The organism is Rhodococcus sp. C26F (assembly GCF_053345925.1).
This window is the reverse complement of the sequence record NZ_JBKFBA010000005.1, coordinates 33,300-48,429: the sequence shown is the minus strand read 5'-3', so window position 1 is coordinate 48,429 and position 15,130 is coordinate 33,300. Positions and strand designations below refer to the sequence as shown.

13 protein-coding genes, 2 tRNA genes and 1 pseudogene are annotated in these 15,130 nt (G+C 69.4%); 7 read left to right on the top strand and 9 right to left on the bottom strand.

What is annotated here, in order from left to right:
• Positions 1–149 precede the first annotated feature (149 nt).
• From ACLBYD_RS08605 to ACLBYD_RS08590, 4 genes are read left to right on the top strand one after another with little or no spacing between them, the layout of a single operon-like run.
• On the top strand, positions 150–2,015 hold the full coding sequence (locus ACLBYD_RS08605; RefSeq protein ID WP_447816098.1) for a methylmalonyl-CoA mutase family protein: 1,866 nt from the start codon (positions 150–152) through the stop codon (positions 2,013–2,015).
• On the top strand, positions 2,016–4,262 hold the full coding sequence (gene scpA, locus ACLBYD_RS08600; RefSeq protein WP_447816097.1) for a methylmalonyl-CoA mutase: 2,247 nt from the start codon (positions 2,016–2,018) through the stop codon (positions 4,260–4,262).
• A gap of 7 nt (positions 4,263–4,269) precedes the next feature.
• On the top strand, positions 4,270–5,319 hold the full coding sequence (gene meaB, locus ACLBYD_RS08595; RefSeq protein ID WP_060653297.1) for a methylmalonyl Co-A mutase-associated GTPase MeaB: 1,050 nt from the start codon (positions 4,270–4,272) through the stop codon (positions 5,317–5,319).
• Positions 5,320–5,323: 4 nt separating this feature from the next.
• Complete coding sequence (locus tag ACLBYD_RS08590) at positions 5,324–6,052, top strand: lysoplasmalogenase (protein WP_447816096.1); 729 nt, start codon at positions 5,324–5,326, stop codon at positions 6,050–6,052.
• Here the strand turns inward: ACLBYD_RS08590 and ACLBYD_RS08585 are convergent.
• From ACLBYD_RS08585 to ACLBYD_RS08555, 7 genes and pseudogenes are all read right to left on the bottom strand, one after another.
• Positions 5,992–6,612 (bottom strand): hypothetical protein, encoded by a 621-nt coding sequence (locus ACLBYD_RS08585; protein WP_447816095.1) that lies wholly within the window; start codon positions 6,610–6,612, stop codon positions 5,992–5,994. The genes ACLBYD_RS08590 and ACLBYD_RS08585 overlap by 61 nt on opposite strands.
• Positions 6,613–6,681: 69 nt before the next feature.
• The gene (locus ACLBYD_RS08580) at positions 6,682–7,260 is read right to left on the bottom strand and encodes a hypothetical protein (protein WP_447816094.1); all 579 of its coding nucleotides are present in this window, start codon (positions 7,258–7,260) and stop codon (positions 6,682–6,684) included.
• A 19-nt stretch (positions 7,261–7,279) separates the two neighbouring features.
• Complete coding sequence (locus ACLBYD_RS08575; protein ID WP_447816093.1) at positions 7,280–8,317, bottom strand: sulfite exporter TauE/SafE family protein; 1,038 nt, start codon at positions 8,315–8,317, stop codon at positions 7,280–7,282.
• Between the two features lie 293 nt (positions 8,318–8,610).
• Positions 8,611–9,846 (bottom strand): saccharopine dehydrogenase family protein, encoded by a 1,236-nt coding sequence (locus ACLBYD_RS08570; protein ID WP_447816092.1) that lies wholly within the window; start codon positions 9,844–9,846, stop codon positions 8,611–8,613.
• Positions 9,847–9,859: 13 nt separating this feature from the next.
• Entirely contained in the window at positions 9,860–10,240 is a 381-nt protein-coding gene (locus ACLBYD_RS08565; protein ID WP_447816091.1) for a DUF2784 domain-containing protein, read from the bottom strand.
• A 61-nt stretch (positions 10,241–10,301) separates the two neighbouring features.
• Complete coding sequence (locus ACLBYD_RS08560; protein ID WP_006551545.1) at positions 10,302–10,670, bottom strand: universal stress protein; 369 nt, start codon at positions 10,668–10,670, stop codon at positions 10,302–10,304.
• A gap of 109 nt (positions 10,671–10,779) precedes the next feature.
• Positions 10,780–12,244: pseudogene (locus ACLBYD_RS08555) on the bottom strand (SDR family NAD(P)-dependent oxidoreductase).
• A gap of 86 nt (positions 12,245–12,330) precedes the next feature.
• Here ACLBYD_RS08555 and ACLBYD_RS08550 point away from each other — a divergent pair.
• Complete coding sequence (locus ACLBYD_RS08550) at positions 12,331–12,564, top strand: PLDc N-terminal domain-containing protein (RefSeq protein WP_033096644.1); 234 nt, start codon at positions 12,331–12,333, stop codon at positions 12,562–12,564.
• A gap of 47 nt (positions 12,565–12,611) precedes the next feature.
• On the opposite strand, the gene ACLBYD_RS08545 is transcribed toward ACLBYD_RS08550, so the two are convergent.
• A tRNA-Leu gene (locus ACLBYD_RS08545) sits at positions 12,612–12,697 on the bottom strand.
• Between the two features lie 264 nt (positions 12,698–12,961).
• A tRNA-Leu gene (locus ACLBYD_RS08540) sits at positions 12,962–13,047 on the bottom strand.
• A 133-nt stretch (positions 13,048–13,180) separates the two neighbouring features.
• On the opposite strand from ACLBYD_RS08540, the gene ACLBYD_RS08535 reads away from it, so the two are divergent.
• Both ACLBYD_RS08535 and ACLBYD_RS08530 read left to right on the top strand, forming a co-directional pair.
• Complete coding sequence (locus tag ACLBYD_RS08535) at positions 13,181–14,533, top strand: M20/M25/M40 family metallo-hydrolase (RefSeq protein WP_447816090.1); 1,353 nt, start codon at positions 13,181–13,183, stop codon at positions 14,531–14,533.
• A 29-nt stretch (positions 14,534–14,562) separates the two neighbouring features.
• Positions 14,563–15,105, top strand: a complete 543-nt coding sequence (locus tag ACLBYD_RS08530) for a YbhB/YbcL family Raf kinase inhibitor-like protein (protein WP_264720760.1) — start codon at positions 14,563–14,565, stop codon at positions 15,103–15,105.
• Positions 15,106–15,130 lie beyond the last annotated feature (25 nt).

Genomic DNA, 15,130 nt, shown 5'->3' with positions numbered 1-15,130 from the left:
AGAAAAACTGTGGTGATCCCCACAACGACCGCGCGGTGTGTGGGGATAGCATCACACCGAAGGCAACCTACCCTTTTCGAGGTTGTCCACCTCCGGCCGACAACGCCGTCCGTACAAAGCCTGCAAACCCGCAGTAGGAGGAATCGCCCGTGTCATTAGCTGCAGAAGCCGAGGATGCCGCGCGCGCATATGCGCAGTGGCAGGAGGCGGTGGCGGGGGTGCTGGCCAAGTCCCGACGCGTCGACCCGGCCGAACTCGGACCCGAGCCGCAGCGTCTGCTCGAGACCACCACCTACGACGACGTCACCGTCGCGCCGCTGTACGGCGTGCGCGACGAGCGCGACGAAGCGCCGCTGCCCGGTGAGTTCCCGTTCGTCCGCGGCGGCTCGTCCACGCGCGACGTCAACACCGGCTGGCTCGTCGACGTCCGGTTCACCGGCACCGACGCGGCCTCGGTCAACGAGCGCATCCTCGACGCCCTGAACAACGGCGTCAGCTCGGTGTGGCTCGGTCTCGGCGCCGGCGCGGTCCCCGTGGACGCGCTCGACACCGCGCTCAACGGTGTGCTCCTGGACCTCGCGCCGGTCCGTCTCGACGCCGGTGCCGATGTGGTCGCAGCGACCACCGCCGTGTACTCCGTGCTCGACAACCGCACCGACATCGAGGACCGCGCCGCCGTGCGTATCTTCCTCGGTGCAGCGCCGCTCACCAGCGCGTTCTCCGGGCGTCCCGACGTGTCTCTCGACGAGGCCGTCGAGCTGGCACGGGCCGCCGCCGACCGCGCCGAAGCGGTGCGTGCCCTCACCGTGGACGGCACCGCCTTCCACAACGCCGGTTCGTCCGACGCCGAGGAACTCGGTGCCGCGATCGCCGCCGGCCTCGATTACGTGCGAGCACTCGTCGACGCCGGGGTTCCCGTTGCGGCCGCGCTCGGTCAGCTCGAGTTCCGTCTCGCCGCGACCGACGACCAGTTCCAGACCATCGCCAAGTTCCGCGCGGGTCGTCAGGTGTGGGCGCGCGTCGCCCAGGTCGCCGGTGCCCCCGAGGCCGGCAACGCTCCGCAGCACGCCGTGACCTCCGCGGCGATGATGGCCCAGCGCGATCCGTGGGTGAACATGCTGCGCACGACCCTCGCTGCGTTCGGCGCGGGTGTCGGTGGCGCCGACGCCGTCACGGTCCTGCCGTTCGACTCCGCACTGCCGGCCGGTGTGCTCGAGGTGTCCGAGGCGTTCTCCGCCCGGATCGCCCGCAACACCCAGCTGCTGCTGCTCGAGGAGTCCAATCTCGGGCGCGTTCTCGATCCCGCCGCCGGTTCCTGGTACGTCGAGGAACTGACCGCGCAGATCGCGGAGAAGGCATGGGGCTTCTTCCAGGAGATCGAGGCGGCCGGTGGCTACCGCGCCGCTCTCGAGGCGGGGCTGATCGCCGAGCGTGTCGCGCAGACGCGTGCCCGCCGCGAGTCCGACATCGCGCACCGCAAGTTCTCGGTGACCGGTGTCAACGAGTTCCCGAACCTGGCCGAGAAGCCGCTGCCGGTCGGTGTCGCCGAGGCCGGCGCGTCCGCCGCACGGTACGCCGCACCGTTCGAGGCGCTGCGCGACCGCTCCGACACCTACCTGGCCTCGCACGGTGCCCGCCCGCGGGTGCTGCTCGCCCCGCTCGGGCCGATCGCCGAACACAACGTGCGTGCGACCTTCGCGGCGAACCTGCTCGCCGCCGGTGGCATCGAAGCGGTCAATCCCGGACCGCTCGATCTCGACGCCGACCTGTCGTCCCTGGTGGGCGACACCGGAACGTCCGTCGCCGTGCTGTGCGGTACCGACACCCGCTACGGCGAGCAGGCCGGTACGGCCACCGCTGCGCTGCGTGCGGCGGGCATCACGACGGTGCTGCTGGCCGGACCCGAGAAGGCCGTGAAGGACGCGCAGGGCGACGATCGTCCGGACGGCTTCCTCACCGCGCGCATCGACGCCGTCGCCGCCCTCACCGACCTGCTGAATACTCTGGGAGCGTAAGTGAGCATCGAACACGAAATCGGCAGCTTCGCCGACGTCCCATTGACGGACCCGGCCGCGCCGGCGCCCACCGCTCCCACCGCGGAGCAGGCCGCCGCGCTCGTCGAGTCCGTCGCCGAGGCGAACAACTACAGCACCGAGGACGTCGTGTGGTCGACGCCCGAGGGCATCGCCGTCAAGCCGGTCTACACCAAGGCCGACCGCGACGCCGTCGTCGCCGAGGGCTACCCCCTCGGCAGCTACCCGGGTCTGGCCCCGTTCGTGCGCGGGCCGTACCCGACGATGTACGTGAACCAGCCGTGGACCATCCGGCAGTACGCCGGCTTCTCCACCGCCGCCGAGTCCAACGCCTTCTACCGGCGCAACCTCGCCGCCGGTCAGAAGGGCCTGTCGGTGGCCTTCGACCTGGCCACGCACCGCGGCTACGACTCCGATCACCCGCGTGTGCAGGGTGATGTCGGTATGGCCGGTGTCGCGATCGACTCGATCCTCGACATGCGTCAGCTGTTCGACGGCATCGATCTGTCGCAGGTGTCGGTGTCGATGACCATGAACGGCGCGGTGCTGCCGATCCTGGCGCTGTACGTCGTGGCGGCGGAGGAGCAGGGCGTCAAGCCCGAGCAGCTGGCCGGAACCATTCAGAACGACATTCTGAAGGAGTTCATGGTCCGCAACACCTACATCTATCCGCCGAAGCCGTCGATGCGGATCATCTCCGACATCTTCGCGTACACCTCGGCGAAGATGCCGCGCTTCAACTCGATCTCGATCTCCGGCTACCACATCCAGGAAGCCGGCGCGACGGCCGACCTCGAGCTCGCGTACACCCTCGCGGACGGCATGGAGTACATCCGCGCCGGACTCGACGCCGGCATGGACGTCGACAAGTTCGCGCCGCGCCTGTCGTTCTTCTGGGCGATCGGCATGAACTTCTTCATGGAGGTCGCGAAGCTGCGCGCAGGTCGCCTGCTGTGGAGCGAGCTCGTCGAGAAGTTCGGGGCGAAGAACCCGAAGTCGAAGTCGCTGCGTACCCACTCGCAGACCTCCGGCTGGTCGCTCACCGCACAGGACGTCTTCAACAACGTCGCCCGCACGTGCGTCGAGGCGATGGCCGCGACCCAGGGCCACACCCAGTCGCTGCACACCAACGCGCTCGACGAGGCGCTGGCACTGCCCACCGACTTCTCGGCGCGCATCGCCCGCAACACCCAGCTGCTGCTGCAGCAGGAGTCGGGCACCACGCGGCCCATCGACCCGTGGGGCGGCTCGCACTACGTCGAGTGGCTCACCCACGAGCTGGCCGACAAGGCCCGCGCCCACATCGCCGAGGTCGAGGCCGCCGGCGGTATGGCACAGGCGATCTCGGAGGGCATCCCGAAGCTGCGCATCGAGGAGGCGGCCGCCCGCACCCAGGCGCGCATCGACTCGGGTCGCCAGCCCGTCATCGGCGTCAACAAGTACCAGGTGACCGAGGACCACGAGATCGAGGTCCTCAAGGTCGAGAACTCGCGTGTGCGGGCCGAGCAGCTGGCCAAGCTCGAGCAGCTGCGCGCCGACCGGGACGAGGAGGCCACCCGCGCCGCCCTCGACGCGCTCACCCGCGCCGCCGGTGCGCAGAGCCAGGGTCTCGACAACAACCTGCTCGCGCTGGCCATCGACGCGGCCCGCGCGAAGGCCACCGTCGGTGAGATCTCGGACGCCCTGGAGAAGGTCTACGGCCGCCACCAGGCCGAGATCCGTACGATCAGCGGCGTGTACCGCGACGAGGCCGGTAAGGCCACCAACATCACCGCCGCAACCGAACTGGTCGAGAAGTTCGCCGAGGAGGAGGGCCGTCGCCCCCGCATCCTCGTCGCGAAGATGGGCCAGGACGGTCACGACCGAGGCCAGAAGGTGATCGCCACGGCCTTCGCCGACCTCGGATTCGACGTCGACGTGGGACCGCTGTTCCAGACCCCCGAAGAGGTCGCCCAGCAGGCGGCCGACAACGACGTGCACGTCATCGGCGTGTCGTCGTTGGCCGCGGGTCACCTGACGCTGGTCCCTGCCCTCAAGCAGGCGCTGGCCGAGGTGGGCCGCGAGGACATCATGATCGTCGTCGGTGGTGTCATCCCGCCGGGCGACTTCGACGAGCTCTACGCGGCGGGTGCGGCGGCGATCTTCCCGCCCGGCACCGTGATCGCGGATGCGGCGACCGGTCTGCTGACCAAGCTCGCCGCGCAGCTCGGCCACCACCTCGGAGGCTGACGTCGGCATGAGCGACTCCTCGGTCGGCGCCGCGCAGACCCGCCGACGGCAGATCGACGTCGACGCCCTCGCCGAGGCCGTGCTCGCCAACGAGCGGGCCGGCCTCGCGCGGGCCATCACGTTGATCGAGTCGACCCGCGACGACCATCGGGAGCGGGCGCAGCAGTTGCTGCTGCGCCTGCTTCCCAAGGCGGGCAACGCGATTCGTGTCGGTATCACCGGTGTTCCCGGTGTCGGCAAGTCGACCTTCATCGACGCGCTCGGCATGCATCTGCTCGAGCAGGGGCATCGGGTCGCGGTGCTGGCCGTCGACCCGTCGTCGACCCGCACGGGTGGTTCGATCCTCGGCGACAAGACACGGATGGCGCGGCTCGCGGTGCAGCGGGACGCCTACATCCGCCCGTCGCCCTCGGCCGGCACGCTCGGCGGGGTCGCGAAGGCCACCCGCGAGACGATGGTGCTGCTCGAGGCTGCCGGTTTCGACGTGATCCTCGTCGAGACCGTCGGTGTCGGACAGTCCGAGGTGACCGTCGCGAACATGGTCGACACCTTCTGCTTCCTGACCCTGGCCCGCACCGGCGACCAGCTGCAGGGCATCAAGAAGGGCGTGCTCGAACTCGCCGACCTCGTCGCCGTCAACAAGGCCGACGGGGAGTTCGAACGCGACGCGCGGGTCGCCGCCCGCGAACTCGCCGGCGCGATGCGCATGGTGCATCCGCACGACGCGATCTGGAAGCCGCCGGTGATCACCATGAGCGGTATGACCGGCAACGGTCTGGACACCTTCTGGGACACCGTGCTCGAGCACAAGAAGGTGCTCACCGAGGCGGGCATGTTCGACGAGAACCGGCGCCGTCAGCAGGTGGACTGGACGTGGACGATGGTGCACGACCAGCTGTTGCGTCGTCTCGAGACCTCCCCGCGCGTGCGGGCGATCCGCAAGGACGTCGAGGCCGGGGTGCGCGACGGTTCGCTGACCGCCGCACTCGCCGCGCAACGCCTGCTCGACGCCTTCGACGGGGTGAACGACCCCGGAACGTCCGGCGAGGACTCCTGATCCCATGAGCCGCCGCACGATCGCCGTCACCGTTCTCGGTGCGTTCGCGATCGTCGCGGCGGCTCATTCCGTCTTTCAGGTTCTCGCGCCCGATTCGGTGTTCACCGACGTCTCGCAGTGGTTCCTCATGCCGCTGCTCGCGCTCGGACTCGTTCTCGTCACGTCCGCACCGCGCGACCGGCTGGTCGTGGGCACGCTTGTGGCACTGGGATTCTCGTGGCTGGGGGACACCGCACCCGACCTCGTCGACGGTGATGCCTCCTTCCTGGTGCTGGTGGGTCTCTTCCTGTGCGCCCAGCTCACCTACATCGTCGCGTTCCGGCCGTACCGGCGGTCGAGCGTGCTGCGGACCCGCTCGTGGGTGGTCGGTCTCTACACCGTCGCAGTGATCGCCATGGTCGCCGTGTGCGCTTCGGCAGCAGGGATTCTCGTCGTCCCGATGGTGATCTACGCGTCGTGCCTCGCGGCGATGGCGGTGCTCGCCACCGGCGTGAACCGGACGGCGGCTGTCGGCGCGATGCTGTTCGTCGTCTCCGATGCGCTCATCGCCGTTCGTGCCTTCGTCGACGCGGATCTGCCTGCCGTGGGGTTGTGGATCATGGCCACCTACATCGCGGCCCAGGCCCTGATCGTGCGCGGTGTGCTCACCGCGCACGATCGGCGCGGACGGACCTACAGGTCGAGCAGTTCCTTGGCGACGGTCACCGAGGTCGGGGCGTCGAGCGACGGATAGTCGCCCCACTGCCCGCCGGTGATGGACACCTCCACGTCGGGCAGCTGGATCTGGGTGACGGAGACGGCGGCGACCGAGACGGCCTCTCCCATGGTGTAGGCGATGCCGCCGGCGGCTTCGATGTCGGCGTCGGGGAGCAGTTCGAGACCGCCGGTTTCGAGGTCGCTCGCTGCCGGGACGTTGCCGGATCCCGGTGCCAGGACGATCTCCACCGACCGGATCTCGTCGAGGTTCGTGGCGCTGTCCGGGGTCTCCCATGCGCAGTAGACGCTGTACTCGTCCACGCCGCTCGACGAACGCAGGCTCAGGCCTTCGATGTAGGGGGCGACGGCGGGCGCGACATCGTCGCACGAGTCGAAGCGGGCGAGGATGTCGCTGCCGAGGCCGGTCGGTTCGCCGACGGTGTCGGCGTCGAAGGTGGTGGTGTCGGAGGCTGCGGAGTCGGCGTCCGAGGCGGTGTCGGAGGAGGCGTCGTCGCCGGAGGAGCACGCTCCGAGGAGCAGGGCGTCGGCGAGGGTCGCGGATGCGACCGCGTATCGGGTCAGATTCACACGGCGCATCGTAGCGTCCGTACGAGTTGTACGTGATCTTGGTTCCGCCCGGGCGGTCGAGGGCCGCGACACCGTGCGTTACAGCCCGAGAAGCTGCTTGGCGACCGCCACGCCACCGGCCGGATCGAGGACCATCGCGGCATCGCGCCCGCCGACGGTGATCGACACGGAGGCCTGGGGGAGTTCGACGCCGGTCGCGGTGAAGGCGGTTCCGGCCATGTTGATCGGCATGCTGTGCGCGAATCCGCCGGCCGCTCCGATGGCGGAGTCGGGAAGCACCACCAGGCCGGTCTTCGCGGCGGTGGCGGGTGTGACGGTCTCGGGTTCGACGACGACCTCGACGGAACGGAGCCCGGAGGGCGGCTCACCGGCTCCGGCCTCCCACACACAGTTCACGCGCTGGGAGCTCACGACACCACCGGGGGCGGGCGTCAGCCCGTCGATGTATCGCTCGAGGGTCGCGCCGATGGCCTCGCAACTGGGGAAGTTCTGTGCGATCTTCACCAGATACGGTGATTCGGCGGAGACGGACGTCGAAGAGCCGATATCGGCAGCATTGCGGATGCCGACCGTGGAATCCTCGGTGGAGCAGGCCGTCAGGGCAGCGCCGGCAGTGAGGAAGACGAAGGCACCAGTATGTATTCGCTTTTGTCGCACGCGGGCATAATAGCGATTATCATGCCCCGTCGGGAGTCCGTGGTGACGTGGTGGAATTCAGGCGAGTTTCGTTGTGTCCGGACACCTCCCGAGGCTCCGGACGGGCCCCGGGGAGAGGCGTCGCGTCGGCACCTTCGAGCAGTGCCGCCGGCGTCGGCTGCGCCAGCGGTTCGAGCGAACCGCTCTTCTCCGCGGGAGTGAGGCGCGAACGCTTCCAGGACACGATCAGCAGGGCGAGCCAGGCGGCGACGATGGCGAGGTAGAGCACCGCCAGTGCCGCCCCCGAGAGGTCGAACGCCTTGGCGAGCTTGTGCGCGTTGGTCAGCACGATGACGCCGCCGACGCCGGTACCGAGCAGCGTCGCGGGCACACGGCTGACCAGCCAGGCCGCGACCGGCGCCGCGAGGGCACCGCCGAGGGCGAGACCGGCGACAATCACGAGATTGCCGAGGGAGTCGTGGCCGAGCCCGAACAGGAAGCCCACGCTCGCCGCGACCGCGACGAGGAACTCCGACGCGCTCACCGAACCGATCACGGTCCGCGGTGCCGTCTTACCGCGGGAGAGCAGGGTGCTGGTGGTGATCGGTCCCCATCCGCCACCGCCGCTCGCGTCGATGAAGCCGCCGAAGAAGCCCAGCGGCGAGAGGAATTTCGCGGTGTGCGGGGAGGTGCGGGCATGGGCGACCGCAGGGGGTCGTACCGAGAAGCGCAACGCGACGTACACGCCGATGGCCAGCAGGATTCCGGCGGTCACCGGTTCGGCGGCCTCGGTCGACAGTCCCGACAACACGGTCGCACCGAGGAAGGCACCGATGGCGCCGGGCACGCCGAGCCGCAGCACGACCTTCCAGTCGATGTTGCGGAACCGCCAGTGCGAGGCACCGGAGACGAGAGTGGTCCCCACCTCGGCGAGGTGCACGGCGGCGCTCGCGTGCGCCGGACCGACACCGCTGAACAGCAGCAGGGTGGTCGCGGTGACACCGAAGGCCATGCCGAGTGCGCCGTCGACGAGCTGTGCGCCGACACCGACGAGCGTGAAGATGAGCAGATTGAACATGCGTTGGCTCCGAAAGCTGGAAGAACCCGAAAAGTTGGACGAGCGGCGAAGCGCTCAGCAACACTCCCGGGTACAACACAGACAATCGAAGCAGGCGCCGCGACGGGTCGGCCAGAACGGCATGAGCGCGAGACGAGCGGCCGGAGCCATCTCGGTACTCGTCGCAGCCATGGTCACGTCCTCAGGTCTCGTTCCGCGCGCGGATCGTTCGGTCCGGTCGAGCATAGCCCGTCGCGGCGACGGAACCACACTCGGCGGGCCCGGCGCGCCGATCGGGCGCGCCGGACGCGAGGTCAGCCGAGGCGGCGCGCGGAGATCTCGAAACCGGCCGCGCGGAGCCGTTCGGTCAGCACGTCCCCGAAGGCCACCGCGGGGGTGAGGACACCGCCACCGGCGTGCAGGGCCGCGCCGCCGAGGGCGAGCGAGAGGGCGGACTCGCCGAGCATCACGGCCGTGGCCTTGTAACCCGGGTCGCCCTGCGCGGAGAACCGCGCGGTGTAGCGGGCTCCCGATTCGGTCGAGGCGTACAGATCCACCGTGAAGTAACCGTTCTCGCGGGTCTTCTCCGACGGTCCCTCACCGGGCGCGGGCAGGAGCTTGTCGAGGACGAACCGCGTGGGCGGGAACGACAGGCCGGCGGCGAGGGCTCCCGTGCCGAGTCCGACGAGCCCGGCGAGGACGGGGGAGAGCGGCGAGGAGCCGACACTCATCACCTCCCGGTAGCGGAACCGGCGTCCGTAGGCCCAGTCGCGCAACGCGTTGCTGCGTCGCACGATGCGGGTGTTGTAGGAGGCCATCACGAACGGAGCGAGCCGCCCCGAGATCTCCGGGGCGACGGATTTGCCGTCGACGAACGCGAAGTCGTTCTGGCGACCGAGATCGGGTTCCCGAGCCCGATCGGGGGACAGCGAGTACGGGCGCGCGGCGATCTTCCGTGCGGCGGCATCCTTGCGGACCGCGTCGAGCTGTTGCCGGAGCGAATCGATGGTTCCGCCGCTCACCCCGCCGCGGAAGGAGCCGAGCACGAAGGTCGTGTCGGTGAGCGGCAGGTTGCCGTCGGCCTCCGCGGCGCGGTAGAGCGCATGGACGCCGAGGTCGGACGGGACGGAGTCGAAACCGCACGAGTGGACTATGCGGGCGCCGGTGCGCCGGGCCACGTCGTCGAAGCGGTCGATGCTCTCGCGGTGGAAGAGCACCTCGCCGGTGAGGTCGACGTAGTCGGTGCCGGCCTCGGCGCACGCCTGCACGAGCGGCAGCCCGTACGTGGCGTAGGGACCGACGGTCGTGATCACCACGCGGGTGGACTCGGCGAGCGCGGTCAGCGAGGCGGGATCGTCGGCGTTCGCCTCGATCAGCCGCCAGTCGGTTCCGAGGTCGGCGGCGAGCTTCTCGAGTTTGGTGCGTGAACGTCCTGCGAGTCCGACGGCGACGCCATCGGGGAGGTTCTCGGCGAGATAGGCGGCGGTGAGGCGACCGACGAAGCCGGTGGCGCCGTAGACGACGATGTCGAGATCCCGGGAGACAGTCATGCCCCCACCCTACTCAGGAGTAAGCCTCGGGGGCGACCTTCGTCACACGGATCCGGCGCCACAGCACCACCCACGAGATCAGCACGGCGAGCGCGGCGAGGGCGCGGACCGCGCCGAGCGCGGACTCCGGGTAGATCACCCCGGTCAGGTAGTGATCGATGAATCCGCTCGGCGGCAGACCTTCCTGGCCGGCCTCGCGGCGTGCCCAGTTCTCCACCGCGGTCAGCGGGCAGTCGAACCCCACGGCCACCGAGGCCGCTCCCCACACCACGGCGACGACGTGCGCGACGATCGTGCGGGGCCACCGCCACGCGAGGAAACCACCGAACGCGACGTAGAGCACGAACAGCAGATGCACGAAGGCCGTGAGGTCGGCGACCACCCGGAACGCCATGTGCCCAGGGTAGAACGAACGGCCGCGGAACGAACGCGGTTGCCGGAGGGCGGGCGGCGCCTCAGCCGGCCTTGATGACGAGCACCGGCACCGACGACTCGGTGATCAGCCGCTGCACCGCCCGCTCGACGAGGAACTTGCCGGTCGCGGTGCGCCCGCGGCTGCCGATGACCACGCGTTCGGCGCCGCTGCGCGCAAGCAGTTCGACGGTCGTGCCGACCGGATCGCCGTCGTGGACGGCCGAGAGCAACTCCCAGCCGTCGGTACCGGCCACCTCGCTCACCTGTGCCCGCACGCCTTCCACCTCGTCGGGTTCGTCGAGCGGGTGGAGCACCACCAGCGACTGCTGCCGATCGGCGGCCTCCCGCACCGCGGCCTGCAGAGCGATCCGGCCTTCGGGGGTATCGGCGTGAACGACAGCGACAGTCATGACTCTCCTCGTGCGGGCCTGCGGGGACGTCCTCCATTATCGCCGCGGCCCGGAGGCCGGGCCACGATCGACGGTGTGGAACCGGTCTCCCCGGATGGCGGGGTGCGGATCACCAGGATGCCGGGCGGAAGTCCTTGAGGAAGCATCCGTACAGGTCCGTGCCCGCCTCGCCCTGGACGATCGGGTCGTAGACGCGGGCCGCGCCGTCGACGAGATCGAGCGGGGCGTGGAATCCCTCCTCGGCCAGCCGCATCTTGGTGTGGTGCGGCCGTTCGTCGGTGATCCACCCGGTGTCGACGGCGGTCATGAGGATGCCGTCGGTGAGCATCTCTTCGGCGCTGGTGCGGGTGAGCATGTTCAGCGCGGCCTTGGCCATGTTGGTGTGCGGATGCCCGGCGCCCTTGTAGCGGCGACCCCCGAACTGCCCTTCCATCGCGGAGACGTTCACGACGTACTTGCGGCGGGCCGGGGACGCGGCGAGCGCCGGACGCAGACGGTTGACGAGGATGAACGGCGCCACCGAGTTGCACAGCTGCACCTCGAGCAGTTCCAGCGGCTCGACCTCGCCGACGGTCTGGACCCAGCTGTTGGTGTGCACGAGATCCGGCAGCAGGCCACCGGCGTCGANCGCCGGCCGCGACCCGCTCGGGTGTCGCCGAGCCGGCCACCAGTGCCAGCGCGGTCAACGAGTGCGCCGACAACTCGGCCGGCAGCGACCCGGCCAGAGCGGCCGGATGAGCGTCCGAGGGCTTGCCGAAGGTCAGGACCTCGGGGCGTGGACCGGCGGGCAGCGGATCGGCCTCCGCCTCGGCCAGCGCCGAGTAGGCACCGGGGGAGCGGCGCACCGTCTGCGCGGCGTTGTTGATGAGGATGTCCAGCGGACCCTGCGCGGCCACATCGTCGGCGAGGGCGACCACCTGGGCGGGATCGCGCAGGTCGATGCCGACGATGCGCAGCCGGTGCAGCCAGTCGCCGCTGTCCTCCATCGCGGTGAAGCGGCGGATCGCGTCGTTGGGGAACCGCGTGGTGACGGTGGTGTGCGCGCCGTCGCGCAGCAACCGCAACGCGATGTACATGCCGATCTTGGCGCGACCGCCGGTGAGCAGGGCGCGACGGCCCCGCAGATCGGTGCGCGCGTCGCGTTTTGCGTGGTTCTCCTCGGCGCACGTCGGGCACAACTGGTGATAGAAGGCGTCGACGCGGGTGTACTTGTCCTTGCAGATGTAGCAGTGCCGCGGACGCAGCAGCGTTCCCGCGCTTGCACCGCGAGTCGACGACGCCAGCGGGAGTCCGGCGGTCTCGTCGTCGATGCGGGTGGGGGAGGCGGTGGCGGTCGCGGACAGCACCTGACGGTCGGCGTCGACGCGCTGCTTGCGGGCCTCGTTGCGGCGCAACCGCTTGAACTTCTTGAACATGTGCCCCACGGCCCGCTGCACGGCGATCGCGTCGGGATGTTCGGCGTCGAGACCCGCCGCCTGGTCGAGCACCCGCAGACAGGTGGCCAGATCGTCGGGGTCGATGCGGGTGAAGCCGTCGGTGGCGGGTTCGGCGGTGGTGTCGCTGTGGGGGTTCATCTGCCTTTTTCCGTGTGCTGCTGTATGCCCGATCGTATCGGGCAGGATGATCGTGTCCGAAGTCCCGTGCAGGTACCGGAGGAACGATGAGCCCGAGCTCCCCCTTGTCCAAGAAGAAGTTCGCCGAACTGAGCCGCCCCCAGCAGGTGCTGGTGGTCCTGCTCGCGGTGGTGCAGTTGTCGCTCGCCGTCGCGGCCTGGGCCGATCTGGCGAGGCGACCGGCCGACAAGATCAACGGCAGCAAGCTGCGCTGGGCGCTGACCATCGCGGTGAACTTCTTCGGCCCGATCCGGTACTTCCGCAAGGGCCGCCGGGACTGAGCGGACCCCGGACGAACCGAAGGCCCCNGGGCCTTCGGGTTTCGGAGTGTCCGAGGGGGGACTTGAACCCCCACGTCCGTTAATAGGACACTAGCACCTCAAGCTAGCGCGTCTGCCATTCCGCCACTCGGACCGACCCCCACACGGGGCATGTCGGTAGAACCCGCTCCCGCGGGCGCTGAAGAAACAGTAGCGCATGGGGCGCCCGATCCCCAAAACGGCACTTCAGGCGCGCTCGCGGTACTCGACGTGCCGCGCCTCGCGTGGATCCGCTCGCTTGTTCGTCATCCGCTACAGCACATTGCCGCAGCGGATGACGAATGCGGTAGCGGTTGTCGCCCGTGCGATCTTCTCCCGGCAACGACGAAGGNCCTTCGTCGTCTGTCTCGACTCAGAGTGTCCGAGGGGGGACTTGAACCCCCACGTCCGTTAATAGGACACTAGCACCTCAAGCTAGCGCGTCTGCCATTCCGCCACTCGGACCTGATGCTCGCGCCCACTCGTCGTGGGCGCTGTGAAAGAGTAACCCACCACGCCCACGGTCCCAAATCGCCACCTCCACCTGCGGTGATCCGAACTGTCGAGATGGTGGACGGGCGGTGGTAGACATACGGCCATGGCCATTGACACGAGCGCCCACCAGCCGTCCCGGGCGGAGGAGGAGGTCGTCGACCTCGTCTCCCGCCTCATCCGGTTCGACACCTCGAACACCGGCGAACCCACCACTACCCGCGGCGAACGCGAATGCGCCGAGTGGGTGGCCTCCGTGCTCGAGGAGGTCGGCTACGAGACGACCTACGTCGAATCCGGAGCGCCGGGCCGCGGCAACGTCTTCGCGCGGCTGCCCGGCTCCGACCCGAGCCGCGGTGCCCTCATGCTCCACGGCCACCTCGACGTTGTGCCGGCCGAGGCCGCGGACTGGAGCGTGCACCCGTTCTCCGGGGCCGTCGAGAACGGTTACGTGTGGGGACGCGGCGCGGTCGACATGAAGGACATGGTCGGCATGATGATCGCCGTCGCCCGCTACTTCAAGGTCGAGAACATCGTGCCCCCGCGCGATCTGGTGTTCGCGTTCGTCGCCGACGAGGAGGCCGGAGGCAAGTTCGGTTCGCAGTGGCTGGTCGAGCACCGGCCCGAGCTGTTCGAGGGCGTCACCGAGGCCGTGGGGGAGGTCGGCGGGTTCTCCCTGACCGTGCCGCGTCCCGACGGCACCGAACGTCGCCTGTACATGGTCGAGACGGCCGAGAAGGGCATGCGCTGGATGCGCCTGACCGCCACGGGTGTCGCCGGGCACGGCTCGTTCCTGCACGAGGACAACGCCGTCACCGTCCTCTCCCGCGCGGTGGCACGGCTCGGATCCCACACCTTCCCGCTGGTCGTCAACGATTCCGTCGCCGAATTCCTCTCCGTCGTGAGCGAGGAGACCGGGCTGGACTTCGACCCGGCCTCGCCCGATCTCGAAGGTGCCCTCGCCAAGCTCGGGTCGATCGCCCGCATCGTGGGCGCGACCCTGCGCGACACCGCGAACCCCACGATGCTCGACGCCGGATACAAGGCCAACGTCATCCCGCGCACCGCGCACGCCGTCGTCGACTGCCGCATCCTGCCGGGCCGGCTCGCCGAATTCGAACGCACCGTCGACGAGCTGATCGGCCCCAACGTCACCCGGGAGTGGATCACCGGCCTCGAGCCGTACGAGACCACCTTCGACGGCGACCTCGTCGACGCGATGAACGCCGCGATCCTCGCGCACGACCCGATCGGCCGGACGGTGCCGTACATGCTCTCCGCCGGCACCGACGCCAAGGCGTTCGCCAAGCTCGGCATCCGCTGCTTCGGTTTCGCGCCGCTGCAGTTGCCGCCCGACCTGGACTTTGCCGCGCTGTTCCACGGTGTCGACGAGCGTGTCCCTGTCGACGCACTGCGCTTCGGCACCCGGGTCATGGAACACTTCCTCATGCACGCCTAGAACACTCGAAACGTCACGAAAGGACCGGAATGGCTTTCGATTACGACCCGTACAAGTTCCTGCCCGAGCTGCCCACCTTCGAGGTGACCAGCGCGGACTTCGCCGAGGGCGAGGAATGGAAACTCCCGCAGGCCAGCGGTGCGTTCGGAATCCCCGGGGGCGGCGACGTCTCCCCCCAGCTGTCCTGGTCGGGTTTCCCCGCCGAGACGAAGAGCTTCGTCGTCACGGTGTTCGATCCGGACGCCCCCACGGCGTCGGGTTTCTGGCACTGGGCCGTCGCGAACATCCCCACCTCGGTCACGGAACTGCCGACGGGTGCGGGTAGCGCCGACTCGAATGCTCTTCCGGAGCAGGCCGTGACCCTGCGCCACGACGGCGGAGCCCACGGGTTCATCGGTGCCGCTCCGCCGGCCGGACACGGCCACCACCGCTACATCGTCGCGGTGCACGCACTCGACGTCGAGGTGCTCGAGGGTGTCACGCCCGAGTCGAGCCCGGCCTTCCTCGGCTTCAACGTCTTCGGGCACGCCATCGCCCGCGGTCTGCTGACCGGCACCTACGAGGTGCGCTGACAGGTCATGACGGACGGGGCCCGGG

Coding starts and splice junctions, on each gene's coding strand:
- ACLBYD_RS08565 (WP_447816091.1), bottom strand. CDS start 10,240: ATGGCGTTCCGGGTGGTCGCCGACCTCACGGCCTTCGTGCATCTGCTG.
- ACLBYD_RS08560 (WP_006551545.1), bottom strand. CDS start 10,670: ATGACTGTCGCTGTCGTTCACGCCGATACCCCCGAAGGCCGGATCGCT.
- ACLBYD_RS08585 (WP_447816095.1), bottom strand. CDS start 6,612: ATGCGCCGTGTGAATCTGACCCGATACGCGGTCGCATCCGCGACCCTC.
- ACLBYD_RS08535 (WP_447816090.1), top strand. CDS start 13,181: ATGGCCATTGACACGAGCGCCCACCAGCCGTCCCGGGCGGAGGAGGAG.
- ACLBYD_RS08575 (WP_447816093.1), bottom strand. CDS start 8,317: ATGTTCAATCTGCTCATCTTCACGCTCGTCGGTGTCGGCGCACAGCTC.
- ACLBYD_RS08570 (WP_447816092.1), bottom strand. CDS start 9,846: ATGACTGTCTCCCGGGATCTCGACATCGTCGTCTACGGCGCCACCGGC.
- meaB (WP_060653297.1), top strand. CDS start 4,270: ATGAGCGACTCCTCGGTCGGCGCCGCGCAGACCCGCCGACGGCAGATC.
- ACLBYD_RS08530 (WP_264720760.1), top strand. CDS start 14,563: ATGGCTTTCGATTACGACCCGTACAAGTTCCTGCCCGAGCTGCCCACC.
- ACLBYD_RS08550 (WP_033096644.1), top strand. CDS start 12,331: ATGAGCCCGAGCTCCCCCTTGTCCAAGAAGAAGTTCGCCGAACTGAGC.
- ACLBYD_RS08590 (WP_447816096.1), top strand. CDS start 5,324: ATGAGCCGCCGCACGATCGCCGTCACCGTTCTCGGTGCGTTCGCGATC.